Below are 12,632 nucleotides of genomic sequence, written 5' to 3' on the forward strand. Positions count from 1 at the left end.
CCGGATCTTGGTCAATCAGCCATTGTCCGTAGCCGCTTCAGTCCACAAGACACGCGCGAGCGCCTGCCCCGGCGACCGGGACAGGCGCTCGCGAGAATCACTGTCAGCCGATCAGTTTGGACAGTCCGGAGCCGTTGAACGAACCCCAGCCGGTCGTCTGGTCGTAGCCCTTGCCGGCCGAGAAGCCGGTGGTGCCGTTGAAGGTGTTGTTGCCGGTGGTCACATCGTGGAATCCGGAACCGTACGAGGAACCGTTGCCGATGCCGTAGAACTTCGCGTTCAGGTTGCCGAGACCGCCCTTGTGGACCTCGTTCTGCAGCGCCGCGAAGCCCGCCCACAGCGGAGCCGCGCCCGAGGTGCCCCACACGTTGCCGGCCTGGCCGCCGGAGATGATCGTGTACGCCGAACCCTGCGCGGCGTCCCCGGCGACGTCCGGGACCTTGCGCTTGGTCGTGCTCTGCTTCGACTGCCACGACGGCGCGGCGAAGATCGTCGAGATGCCACCGCCGCCGGCCCCGCCGGAAGCGCCGTCGTTCCACGTCGTCTCGCTGCTGTAGCCGTTCGACGAGTTCACCGTCAGCTGCGTGCCGCCGACGCCGGAGACGTTCGGGCTCGACGCCGGGAAGTCCACGGCCTGGGACTTGCTGCCGGTCTGGCGGGCGCAGTCGGTGGTGCCGTCGTCGCCCGCGGCGGCGAAGTAGCTGATGCCCTCGGCGGTGCCGGTCGCGAGCGCCTTGTCGACGCTGTTGGCCGCGGCCGAGCCTTCCGCCGCCTCGCAGGAGCCCCACGAGATCGAGACGACGCTGACCTTCTTGTCCGACGCGATCTTCTGGTACATCGCCAGCTCGCCCGCGTTGGAGTTCGGGGCCTCGTACACGTAGTCGTTCGCCGGGGCGGCGAGCGCGTGCACGACCTCGATGTCCAGGTCGACCTCGGTCTGGCCGTCGCCGGGGCTGGAGTCGTAGTTGGCTCCGCTGACCGAAACCGTGCTGACCGAACCGCCCTTGAGACCGTACTTCGTGTCGTACGCGGTGATGTCGGACTTCTTGTAGCCGTCGAACTCCACGAAACCGACATTCACGCCCGCGCCGGTGGCGGACATGCCGCTGGTGCCGTACGCGGTCTTGAGGATGGTCGGCGTCACCGGCTTGACCGTGCGCGGCGCCTGCGTCGGCTTGGCGTGGTGCTTCACCGCGTGGTTGTCGAGGCCGACGACCGAATCGACGACCGAGGACACCGACGCGGGCAGTTCCGGCGCGGAGTCGTTCGCGTAGAACTTCCGGCCGGTGACCGTGTCGGTGTAATTGCCGAGGCGCGTATGGAAGGCGGATTCCAGCTGTCCGGCAGTCGCCGAGAAGGTGATCGCCTGACGGTTTCCGGAAACCTCAATGCCCTGTGCGCCGCTGCGCTTGAGGAAATTCACCGCCTGCTCGGCTTCCGCCTGCGTTGGGCCGAACGCGGCAGTGAACTGCTCCGGAGAGAGGAATCGGTGATACTGCGGCGAGGCCGGGTCCTGCACGTCGGAAAGGAAGCGGGCCAGCGCCTGCTGGTTGTGCAGCTTGAGGGACAGGGCGGCAGGAATCTGCTGCTCAGCGGCAACATCGCCGGACCGCGCGCTGGCGGCGAGCGGTGCGGCGTTGCCGGAAAGGGCGACCAGCGGGTCGGCGTTCGCGACGCCGGCCACGGACAGGCACAGCAACGCCGGCAGCGGAACCGCGGCGGCGACGAGCTTGCGCAAGCGCATGAGAATTCCTCTCGAGAGGCGGGGACCGGGCCGGCTAAATCGCGGTACCGACCCGTATCACCGACCCTAAAAAACCGCTCGAAACAAAGAAACCTACTTTTGGCTGACCTTATCGCGGTTGGTTTGTTTTCCACTTGCACGATTTATGACTGATTCACGCCGCGATGTCCCGGCGAATCCGGAAACCACCGGACGTCGGAAGACGGAAGCCGCGGACAATCCGGACCCCTTGCGCGCATACCCGCACTGTGCGCGTCAAGCAAAGAGGGGAACCTTGCCGGAATTGGAATTCCCGGCGAGGTTCCCCTCTCGAATGGACTAGAGCGTCAGCCTTTGACGAGTTCGGCCCACTCGCGCACGGCGGCCGGGTCCACCGGAGCGTCCCAACCGGACGGACGCACCGCGCCGCCGACGTGGAATCCGCGCACTCCGCCGGCCCGCAGCAAATGCACCTGCTGCGCCCGCAACCCGCCGCCGACCAACAGCGCCGGGCCGTCGGTGCGCCGCGCGAGCTGCTGCAGCACCGACAGTCCACTCGCGACACCGTTCGCGTGCCCCGCCGCCAGCACGGTGTCGCAGCCGAGTTCGGCCAGCACCTCGTACGCGGCGATCGGGTCGCGCGAGCGGTCGATCGCGCGGTGGAACGTCCACGGCCGCCCGTCGATCTCCTTCAGCAGCGCGCGGCACGCCTCGGCGTCGACCTCGCCGTCCTCGGTCAGGAAGCCGAACACGAACTCCTGCGCGCCCGCGGACACCAACCGGGCCGCCGAAGCACGCACCTCGTCGATCGCGCGGGCGTCGAAAGTGTTCTCCGCGCGCAGCATCACGCGCACCGGCAAATCAGTGGCCGTGAGCACCTCGCGCACCGTCGCCTCGCTGGGGGTGAGCCCGTCGCTGGCCATGTCGGCGACCAGTTCGAGCCGGTCCGCTCCGCCCTCCTGCGCCCGCTCCGCGTCCTGGGAGCCCAGCGCGATCACTTCCAGCAGGGCGGTGTTCGAACTCATGCCTCATCCGTTTCGATCCAGTGGCGGGGTGTCTTCCCCCCTGGCGTGCCTGCCGCGCCGGAAGCCGCCTTGCAGGCTCGTCATCCGGGCGCGCACCGCGTCGGGGGAAAGCGAGAGTATCGGCCGCTGCTCCTCGGCCGCTGCGGGGCCGCCCGCCACGTCGGCGACCCGCAGGAACGGCCAGGTGTCCTCGGCCCCGTCCTCTTGTTCCAGGTGCGCGGGCGACGGCCACTCGGGTTGCTCCGAGTGCGCGGGCGCCGGCCATTCCGGGACCGCCTCGTCCGGGTCCTCGGTCGGAAACTCGGGCGGCGTTTCGTAGGCGTGCTTCGGCTCGGCTGTCTGGTAGTCCGGCTCGAACGAGGGCACTTCCGGCATCGGCGCGACCACGCGCGGCTCGGGTACCACCGGGTCCTCCGCTGGCGCCGAGAGATCGAACCAGCGCGACAACACGTCGCGATAAGCAGGCATCCGGTCCGTCGGCGCGTCGATCTCCAGATGCGACCGTGCCGATTCGACCGGCCACGACGGCGCTTCCTCGACCACCGGCGCGCGGCGCAGCGGACCAGCGTCGTCAAGGGTCGGCGCGACCAGCTCGGCGGGCTCCTCCGGCTCTTCGACCGGCGTCAGCGGCGCGAGCGGGGCCAGCAGTTCCGGCTCCGGCGCGGGTTCCGGTTCGACCGGTGCGGGCAGCTGCGGCAGCGGTGGGGCTTCGGTGATCAACGCCGCCGGGACGACGACTGTCGCGGTGAGGCCGCGGCCCTCGGCCGGGCTCAGCTTCACCGCGATGGCGTGCCGTTCGGCCAGCGTCGCGACCACGAACAGCCCCATCCGGCGCGACACCTCGACGTCGACCTCCGGCGGATGCGCCAGCCGCGCGTTGGTGCGGTCGATCTCCGCCTGCGGCATGCCCGCGCCGCGGTCGGTGATCTCGATCCGCCACGCCCCGTCCGGCGTCCGCGCGCTCTCGACGGTGACCGCCGTCCGCGGCCCGGAGTACCGGGTGGCGTTCTCCAGCAGCTCGGACACCACGTGCACCAGGTCGTTCACCGCGTCGCCGCGCACCGCCAGCGCGGGGGCCGGGCCGACCTCGATCCGCTGGTAATCCTCCACTTCGGACAGTGCGGCCCCGATGATCTCGTCGGCCACCACCGGCCCGGCGTCCTCGCGCACCAGGTCGGTTCCGGACAGCACCAGCAGGTTCTCGCTGTTGCGCCGCATCCGGGTGGCGAGGTGGTCGAGTTCGAACAGCCCGCCGAGGGTGTCCGGGTCCTGTTCGCCCGCCTCCATCCGGTCGAGCACGGACAGCTGCCGCTCCACCAGATCCTGGCTGCGCTGCGACAGGTTGACGAACATCGCGTTCACGTTCTCGCGCAGCATCGCCTGCTCGGCAGCGAGCCGGACCGCCTCGCCGTGCACCGCGTCGAACGCGCGCGCGACCTGGCCGACTTCCTCGCGGGTGAAGATCGGCACCGGTGCGACCGCCGCCCGGTGCCGCAGGTTTTCCGGCGCTGGATCGGGCTCGGTGAGCAGCCGCTGCACGGCCTCGGGCAGCCGGTGGTCGGCGACCTCCAGCGCGGTGCGGCGCAGGATCCGCAACGGCCGCAGCAGCGAGCGCGCGATCACCACCGACAGCACACCGGCGACCAACAGGACACCGATGACGATTCCGCCGTCCCAGATCGTCGACGCGCGGGCGCTGGCGGCGCGCGCGTCCGTTTTCTCCTGAAGCTGGACGAGCAGCGCCTGCTGGACCTGGTGGGCGAGATTGACCGTGTACGTCGACGCGGTGTCCCACCGGTCCGCGTCCAGGCCGGAAAGCGGCTGGTCGTTCTCCGTACGCGTGAGCGCCGACTCGACCATGTCGTTGCCGATGTCGACGACGATGCCGATCACCGTGTCCGAGTACATCCGCTGCTCGTCCGGAGTGGCGAAGGTGCGGTAGTCGCTGCGCGCGGCGGCCAGCTCGGCTTCCGCGCCGAGCAACGCACGCGTCCGGTCCCGGTTGAGCGTGCCCTGCGCGATGGCTTCGGACATGACCGCGCGCTTGACCGACATCTGGTCCTTGATCCGCGCGAGCGCGTTCCCGGCCAGCCGCAGCCGCGCCAGGTCGGGTTCGGTGACGTCGGCCGCGACGGTGTCGCTGATGTCGAGCAGGCCGGAGATCAGCTCGCTGTAGGAGCGCAGTACCGCGTCGGCCGGATACGCCGAGTGTTCGGCCGAATACCGAAGGCCGCCAAGCACTCGCAGCCGGTCGTCGCTCTGCTGCAGATCGCCCGCGGCGGACTCGTCGAGCCGCGCCTTGCTGTCGGCGAGCGAGCGCTCGAACGCGCCGATCGCCAGGTCGACCCGGCCGCGCTGGCCGACGAGGACGTCGGTGGCTCCCTTCCGGTCGCCCGCGACGAACCGGACCGTGACGTCGCGTTCCCGCTGCAGCTGGTGCACGACCTCGGCGACCGTCGTGTCGACCCGGCAGCGGGCGGCGAACTCGGCGAGCTGGCGGGCGTCGCGCAGGTCGCTGCTGACCCGAAGGCCCACGAGCACGACCACGGCGAGCGCGGGGATCAGCAGGACGACGAAGAGCTTGGTGCGCAGCCGCCAGTTCCGCAGCCGCCACCCGCCGCCGACCGCGCGCGAGGCAGCCGGATCCGTCGCGTCACCCGAACGGGGACGGTCGTCGCGACGGGTCACCTGTGCTTCCTTTTCCACCGCGGGGACCTTCTGCCCGCGGACGTCATCGGCTCCGGCCGGAAACTACCGCTTGGCAGTTCTCGGCGAAAAGATCGGGAAGCCACCCTGGCGGGGGCACGGCCCTGCGGGCGATCGTATGGGCAGCGGCCCATACGATCCAGCACGAGGCAGAGATTCTCCCGGCAGGGGATGGCACGTGAAAGCGACCGGTCTGAGGTTTGCGCTGGTGGCGACGTTGTTCGCAGTCAGCGGCTGCTCCATGTTCGGATCCAGTGACGCTGGACAAGCGCAACCGCCGGAACGCGCGACGCTGCGGGTCGGCGTCGCGAGCCCGATCGACACCGCCCCGCTGCGGATCGCCGCCGCGGCCGGAAAGTTCCGTCAGGCCGGGCTGAACGTCCAACTGGTGGAACTCGGCGACAGCGACGGCGTGGAAAAACTGAAGGCCGGACAGGTCGATGTGACGTTCGGCAGCGACGTGTCCCTGTTCCGTGCCGCGGGATCGGGCACCGCGCTGCAACTGCAGGGCGAGGCGTACACCTTCGGCCGCACGACTATCGCGCTCGTCACGTTGCCCGGTTCCGACTACAGCGAACCGACCGCGAAGAAGTCACCGAAGATCGCCGTGGACTCCCCCGCCGACATCGGCGCGCTCACCGCGCGGGCGGTCCTCGGCACGGCGGGCGTCGACAAGTCGAAGATCGAGTTCGTGGCCCGGCCGTTCGGGCAGATGCCCGCCGCTCTGCAGTCCGGGGACGCGGACGCGGCGCTGATGGTCGAGCCGTACATCACCCGCGCGGAAAAAGAACTCGGCGCGCAGATCCTCGCCGACGGCTCGACCGGCGCGACCCTCGACTTCCCCGCGTCGGGCTACGCCGCGACCGGCCAGTTCGCCGCGGCGAACCCCCGCACGCTGACGGCGTTCCGGAACGTCCTCACCCAGGCCCAGCTCGCCGCGTCCGATTCGGCGAAGGTGCGCGACGCGCTGCCGACGTTCTCCGACATCGACCAGACCACCGCCGCGCTGATCTCGCTCGGCAGCTACCCGACCACGCTGTCGGCGACCCGGCTGCAGCGCGTGGCCGACCTCATGCACAGCTCCGGGCAGCTCGCCAACCGCCTCGACGTGGCGGCGATGCTGCCCAACGCTTTGTAGCCCTCAGATGCTCGCCCCGGTCGGCTGCAGGCAGATCGTGCGCACCGGCGGTCCCGCGTAGACCAGCGACAGGTCCTTGTCCTCGCAGCTGGACGCCGACCGCTGGCCGTCGTGCACGACCGCGCGCGCTTCCGCCTTGGGGTCGTCGCAGGCGACCTTGCCGACCTTCGATTCGTCCGAAACGTCGCGCACGCACTCGCCGGACGCGACGTTCAACGCGAGGCACAACGTCTGGGTCGGCCTGCCGCTGGTGGAGCGCGTCGACGAGTACAGCTCGAACCGCACGTAGTCCTCGCCGCGGCAGGAGGCCCGGCCGTTGACGACGGTGTCGACGCGGTAGGTGGCGGCCTGCTCGGAGCAGTTCGCGCCGGTGTAGGTCTGCGTCTCCGAACCCAGCGAGGAGAGGTAGAGGCAGCTGCCCGCGACCGGCGGTCCCGCCGAACGCGCGATCGCGGCGAACCCGAACGCGCCGAGCGACCCGAGCCCGAGCGCCACGACGACGAGACCGGCGAAGAGCGCCTTCTGCTTGCCCGGCACCCGTTTCGGGCCGGCGTGAACCGGCTGCCGCGGGGGCGGCTGGTACGGGTTCACGGCCGGCGGCATGCCGAACGGTGGTGTGGTCACTGGGGTCCCCTCCCGCGGCTTCGTCCCGTCATCTTGGCATCCCCGGGCCGCGGTCCGGCAGGGAACGTATAAAGGAGAGGTGACTGATGGCCCCCTGATCGTCCAGTCCGACAAAACCGTGCTGCTCGAGGTCGACAATCCGCGTGCCAACGACGCGCGGATCGCCATCGCGCCGTTCGCCGAGCTGGAACGAGCGCCCGAGCACGTGCACACCTACCGGATCACGCCGCTCGCGTTGTGGAACGCGCGCGCCGCCGGGCACGACGCGGAACAGGTGGTGGACGCGCTCACCACGTATTCGCGGTTCCCGGTGCCGCAGCCGCTGCTGATCGACGTCGTGGACGTGATGGGCCGGTTCGGGCGGCTGCAGATCGCCAACCACCCCGCGCACGGCCTGGTCATGGCCACGACCGACCGCGCGGTGCTGGAAGAGGTCTCGCGCCACAAGAAGATCAGCCCGATGCTGGGCTCGCGGATCGACGACGACACGGTGATCGTGCACCCGTCCGAACGCGGGCGGCTCAAGCAGGCGCTGCTGAAGGTCGGCTGGCCAGCCGAGGACCTCGCCGGGTACGTGGACGGCGAAGCGCATCCGATCGACCTCGCCGAGGACGACTGGCATCTGCGCGACTACCAGCGGCAGGCCGCGGAAGCGTTCTGGGCGGGCGGTTCCGGCGTCGTCGTGCTGCCGTGCGGCGCGGGCAAGACGCTGGTCGGCGCGGCCGCGATGGCGCACGCCAAGGCGACCACGCTGATCCTGGTCACCAACACCGTCGCCGGACGGCAGTGGAAGCGCGAACTGGTCGCGCGCACGTCGCTCACCGAGGACGAGATCGGCGAGTACTCCGGGGAGAAGAAGGAGATCCGGCCGGTCACCATCGCGACGTACCAGGTGGTCACGCGCAAGACCAAGGGCGAGTACAAGCACCTCGACCTGTTCGATTCGCGCGACTGGGGCCTGGTCGTCTACGACGAGGTGCATCTGCTGCCCGCGCCGGTGTTCCGGATGACGGCGGACCTGCAGTCGCGGCGGCGGCTCGGGCTGACCGCAACGCTGGTGCGCGAGGACGGCCGTGAGGGCGACGTGTTCTCGCTGATCGGCCCGAAGCGGTACGACGTGCCGTGGCGCGACATCGAGGCGCAGGGCTGGATCGCGCCCGCGGAATGCACCGAGGTGCGGGTGACGCTGACCGAGTCCGAACGCCTGCAGTACGCCACCGCGGAATCCGACGAGCGGTACAAGCTCGCCGCCACGGCCATGACGAAGATCCCGGTCATCCGGTCCATTGTGGACAAACATGCCGGGGAGCCGACCCTGGTGATCGGCGCGTACCTCGACCAGTTGGAGATGCTGGGCGCGGAACTGGAGGCCCCGGTCATCCAGGGCGCGACGCGGAACAAGGAGCGGGAGGAACTGTTCGACAAGTTCCGCCGCGGCGAACTGCGCACGCTGGTGGTGTCGAAGGTGGCGAACTTCTCGATCGACCTGCCGGAAGCGTCGGTGGCGATCCAGGTGTCGGGCACGTTCGGCTCCCGGCAGGAGGAGGCACAACGCCTCGGCCGGCTGCTGCGTCCGAAGGGCGACGGACGGCAGGCGCACTTCTATTCGATCGTGTCACGGGACACAGTGGACACTGAGTACGCGGCGCACCGGCAGCGGTTCCTCGCCGAACAGGGGTACGCGTACCACATCGTCGACGCGGAGGATTTGCGTCGACCGCTGTGATTCACGAACCGAGGTAACGGAGAACGGCCAGCACGCGCCGGCTGTAGCCCTTCGCTTGCGGCAGGTCGAGCTTGTCGAAGATCGCGTTCGCGTGCTTCTCCACGGCGCTCTGCGAGACGAACAGCAGCGTGGCGATGCTCGCGTTCGTGTGGCCCTGCGCCATTTTCTCCACCACGTCGCGCTCGCGCGGGGTCAGCCGCGCGAGCGCGTCCTCGTGCGAGGTGCGGGCGACCAGCCTGCGCACCACCTCCGGGTCGAAGGCCGCGCCACCGGCACCGACCCGGTCCAGTGCGTCGAGAAAGTCGCCGACCTGCGCCACGCGGTCCTTGAGCAGGTAGCCGACGCGGCCACCGTCGCCGCCGATGAGCTTGGCCGCGTAGCGTTTCTCGACGTATTGGGACAGCACGAGCACCCCGGTGTCCGGCCAACGTTCGCGGATTTCGAGGGCGGCACGCAGCCCTTCGTCGGTGTGGGTCGGCGGCATGCGGACGTCCGTGACGACCACGTCGGGCTGGTGTTCGGCGGTCGCTTCGAGGAGCTGCTCGCCATCGCCGACTGCAGCGACTACCTCGTGTCCTTCCTCCGCCAGCAGTCGTACGAGGCCTTCCCTGAGCAAGGTCGCGTCCTCGGCCAGAATCACTCGCACGGCAGCGTCACCCGCACTGTGGTCGGCCCGTTTTCCGGACTCCGCAAGGAGAATTCGCCGTCCATCGCCGCAACTCGCCTTGCCAGCCCGGATAGTCCGCCGCTCTCGCTCATGGTTGCGCCGCCGCAGCCATCGTCAGTGATCTCAGCGACGACCATGGTTTCTTCACGGTGGACGTCAATGGTGACCTTGTTGGCGCTGGCATGTTTGGCCGCATTGGTGACCGATTCGGAAGCCACGAAGTACACGACAGTCGCCAGTTCCGGCGATGGCTCGTCGAGCGCGTAACGAAGGTCGACCGGGATCGTGGCGCGCTCGGCCAGCGACTCCAGCGCAGCCTCAAGACCGCTTTCGTCGAGCGCGATCGGATACACGCGCCAGCTCACCTCTCTGAGTTCGCGCAACGCTTCCTGCGATTCTTCGTGCGCCTGCCGGACCAGCTCAGCCGCCCGGTCCGCGTCGCCCGCCCGGCGCGCCCGGCCGAGCAGCACCCCCAACGCCACCAGCCTTTGCTGCACCCCGTCGTGCAAATCCCGCTCGATGCGACGACGTTCGCCGTTGACCGCCTCGACGACTTCGCTCCGGGTTGTCGCCAGCTCGGATACCCTGCGCCGCAACAGTTCCTGACTGCCGGGCCCGAAGAACCGCCGCGCCAGCCGTCGGTCAAGCGCGGCCACGCCGAGCAGGCCCTGTCCACAAAGGAATACCGCGATCGCGCCGAGAACCAGGACCGGGAGCCAGTCCAGAAAAGTCCCGTCCGCGGTTCCGCCGGGGGCCTGTCCGGTAACCAACTGGACGAAATAGAGCGCGCCCGTCACGACTCCCGCGCCGATGCACACCCATACGCCCAACGCGAGCAGCCCAGTCAAACAGCGCGGAACGAGGTATTGCAGGGCACGGCGGCCGTCGTAGTCGTCGCCGTTCCGGGTGTCGAGGAATCGTTGCAGGCGGGCGCGTTCGACTTCGGCGAGGCTGCGGGCGCCGCGGAGCACCTTCGGCCGTGCTTTGGGAATGACGAGGAGCGGTGCGGCGAGGACCACGTACGGCACCTCGATGAGCGCTGTCAGGGCACCTAGGCCGATGCCCGCCGTCCGGCGCAGCACTCGCGGTCTGTTCACGTTGGCCAGGCTAGCCAGTGTGCTGGGGACGGAGTACTGCGGTTTCCCGCATTTCTCCGGGTGGCCGACAGCAATGTGTTGCGCGCCTTGCCTTTCTACCTTCAGCTACGTCGCATTCGAAGTGAAAGGACTCCCGTGAACCTCTTGCTCGCCGCCCCCGCCGAACCCCTCACCGGACTCGCGGGCTGGGCCGTCGGACTGATGGATTCGCTCGGCGGCATCGGCGCCGCGATCGTCGTCGGCCTCGACAACCTGTTCCCGCCGATCCCCAGCGAACTCGTCCTGCCGCTGGCCGGCTTCTCCGCGAGCCGCGGCACCTTCAGCCTCGCCGGAGCCCTCTTCTGGACGACCCTGGGCTCGCTCGCCGGTGCCGTGCTCGTCTACTGGCTAGGCGCCCTGCTCGGCCGCGACCGCTGCCGGGCCCTGCTCAGCCGCCTGCCGCTGATGAACGCCGCCGACTTCGACCGGACCGAAGCGTGGTTCACCCGGCACGGCGGCAAGGCGGTGTTCCTCGGCCGGATGGTGCCGATCTTCCGCAGCCTGATCTCGCTGCCCGCGGGCGTCGAACGGATGCCGTTCGGCCGGTTCCTGCTGCTCACGACGGCGGGCAGCCTGCTGTGGAACACGGCGTTCGTCGTGGCCGGGTACCTGCTCGGGGAGAGCTGGTCGCTGGTGGACCGGTACGCGTCGGTGTTCCAGTACGTCGTGCTGGCCTCGGTGGCGATCGCGATCGGCCTGTTCGTGGCGGTCCGGGTGCGCCGCGTCTCCCGGCGCTGACTCTTTCTACCTCTCGACCTGGGCTTTCTTCAGGTTCACTCGAACGGATGAGCGAGCGTCGCCCTGGAAATTGTCGGTGGTTCGAACTACTGTTCGATATGCAGGCACCGAACACCAGTTCGAGGGGAAGCTCATGACGATCGCACCGTTCCGCCCCGGCGTCGGGGCACCGCCGGTCCAGACCTTGCCGCCCGGGCGCTGGCACGGGCGCATCTGGGTGTCGGAGGAGCCGCTCACGCGGCCGCAGCGGTACTTGAGCTGTGTCGCCGAGTTCGAGCGTTCCGGGCTGTGGCCCGTGCTGATCCCGCCCGACCAGCGCTTCACCGCCCGCGGCGAAGACTGGCTGGACGACCGCGGCCGCCTCGCGCCCGCCGGGCACCGCGTCGGCAACGCCGACCCCGCCGAGGTCCTGGCCCGCTGGTGGGACGGTTCCTGCTGCGACGGAGCCTGCCTGCGCCCGTTCGGCACCCGCTTCCCCGGGTTGGCGAAACGCTCGCACCGCCGCTCGGACCCACTTGCCGAAGCAGGCAACACCGGCTCGATCCTGGCCGCCCGCACACCACACCGGCTAGGCCTGGTGCAAGCCGACCGCCCGGCGGACGTCCCGGCCCTGATCGGCTGGACGGGCATGATCAAGTCGACGGACCAGGTCGCGGAACTGTCGGCAGTCCTGCGCAGCTGGGAAGACCGCTTCGGCGCAACCCTGGTGACGCTCGGCTTCGACACGCTCGAACTGTCGGTCTCCGCCCCGCCCCGCACCCACGCCCGAGCACTGACGGTGGCCGCCGAGCACCGGGCCTTCAGCCTCCCGACGTACCTGGCCCAGCCCGGAAACCTGCGGGAGTACGCGACTTCTCTGGTGCAGAGCCGCCGGTGGAGGTTCTCGTGGGCTTGAGGAAGTGAGGTGGCTCCGCCGGGCCGGACCGGTTTCGCCGGGTTGCGACAGGGCTAGCCGAGCCGGTTGGGCTGACTGGACCGGACTGGGCAATTGGACGGGGCGATCTTCCGGACGGGATGGGGTTTGCCGGACCACGACAGCGGCTGGGCTGGCTGGGGCCAACCGGAACGAACGTGAACTCGCCTCCGGCTGGGCGGCTGGCGGCTGGCGGCTGGCGGCTGGCGGCTGGCGGCTGGCGGCTGGCGGCTGGC

10 protein-coding genes are annotated in these 12,632 nt (G+C 69.7%); 4 read left to right on the forward strand and 6 right to left on the reverse strand.

What is annotated here, in order from left to right:
- Positions 1-103 precede the first annotated feature (103 nt).
- From ACZ7SW_RS22490 to ACZ7SW_RS22500, 3 genes are all read right to left on the reverse strand, one after another.
- Positions 104-1,744: a S53 family peptidase gene (locus ACZ7SW_RS22490; protein WP_470232370.1), complete on the reverse strand. Its 1,641-nt coding sequence runs from the start codon at positions 1,742-1,744 to the stop codon at positions 104-106.
- Between the two features lie 326 nt (positions 1,745-2,070).
- Positions 2,071-2,748, reverse strand: a complete 678-nt coding sequence (locus ACZ7SW_RS22495; protein ID WP_470232371.1) for a copper homeostasis protein CutC — start codon at positions 2,746-2,748, stop codon at positions 2,071-2,073.
- Positions 2,749-2,751: 3 nt separating this feature from the next.
- Positions 2,752-5,436: a sensor histidine kinase gene (locus ACZ7SW_RS22500; RefSeq protein ID WP_470232372.1), complete on the reverse strand. Its 2,685-nt coding sequence runs from the start codon at positions 5,434-5,436 to the stop codon at positions 2,752-2,754.
- Positions 5,437-5,695: 259 nt separating this feature from the next.
- Between ACZ7SW_RS22500 and ACZ7SW_RS22505 the strand changes: the two genes are divergently transcribed.
- Complete coding sequence (locus ACZ7SW_RS22505) at positions 5,696-6,592, forward strand: ABC transporter substrate-binding protein (protein ID WP_470232612.1); 897 nt, start codon at positions 5,696-5,698, stop codon at positions 6,590-6,592.
- A gap of 3 nt (positions 6,593-6,595) precedes the next feature.
- On the opposite strand, the gene ACZ7SW_RS22510 is transcribed toward ACZ7SW_RS22505, so the two are convergent.
- Positions 6,596-7,216, reverse strand: coding sequence for an LppU/SCO3897 family protein (locus tag ACZ7SW_RS22510; RefSeq protein ID WP_470232373.1), 621 nt, complete (start codon positions 7,214-7,216; stop codon positions 6,596-6,598).
- 79 nt (positions 7,217-7,295) lie between these two features.
- On the opposite strand from ACZ7SW_RS22510, the gene ACZ7SW_RS22515 reads away from it, so the two are divergent.
- On the forward strand, positions 7,296-8,942 hold the full coding sequence (locus ACZ7SW_RS22515; RefSeq protein WP_470232374.1) for a DNA repair helicase XPB: 1,647 nt from the start codon (positions 7,296-7,298) through the stop codon (positions 8,940-8,942).
- Position 8,943: 1 nt separating this feature from the next.
- On the opposite strand, the gene ACZ7SW_RS22520 is transcribed toward ACZ7SW_RS22515, so the two are convergent.
- Positions 8,944-9,588: a response regulator transcription factor gene (locus tag ACZ7SW_RS22520; RefSeq protein WP_470232375.1), complete on the reverse strand. Its 645-nt coding sequence runs from the start codon at positions 9,586-9,588 to the stop codon at positions 8,944-8,946.
- Entirely contained in the window at positions 9,579-10,706 is a 1,128-nt protein-coding gene (locus ACZ7SW_RS22525; protein WP_470232376.1) for a sensor histidine kinase, read from the reverse strand. Before ACZ7SW_RS22525 ends, ACZ7SW_RS22520 begins: the two co-directional genes overlap by 10 nt.
- 135 nt (positions 10,707-10,841) lie before the next feature.
- On the opposite strand from ACZ7SW_RS22525, the gene ACZ7SW_RS22530 reads away from it, so the two are divergent.
- Entirely contained in the window at positions 10,842-11,483 is a 642-nt protein-coding gene (locus ACZ7SW_RS22530) for a DedA family protein (RefSeq protein WP_470232377.1), read from the forward strand.
- A 133-nt stretch (positions 11,484-11,616) separates the two neighbouring features.
- A complete protein-coding gene (locus ACZ7SW_RS22535; protein WP_354740021.1) occupies positions 11,617-12,378 on the forward strand; it encodes a DUF4253 domain-containing protein in 762 nt (253 codons plus the stop codon).
- The last annotated feature ends 254 nt before the right edge of the window (positions 12,379-12,632 follow it).

The sequence above is a fragment of the Amycolatopsis sp. NPDC114484 genome, assembly GCF_055633755.1.

Coding starts and splice junctions, on each gene's coding strand:
- ACZ7SW_RS22495 (WP_470232371.1), bottom strand. CDS start 2,748: ATGAGTTCGAACACCGCCCTGCTGGAAGTGATCGCGCTGGGCTCCCAG.
- ACZ7SW_RS22505 (WP_470232612.1), top strand. CDS start 5,696: ATGTTCGGATCCAGTGACGCTGGACAAGCGCAACCGCCGGAACGCGCG.
- ACZ7SW_RS22490 (WP_470232370.1), bottom strand. CDS start 1,744: ATGCGCTTGCGCAAGCTCGTCGCCGCCGCGGTTCCGCTGCCGGCGTTG.
- ACZ7SW_RS22535 (WP_354740021.1), top strand. CDS start 11,617: ATGACGATCGCACCGTTCCGCCCCGGCGTCGGGGCACCGCCGGTCCAG.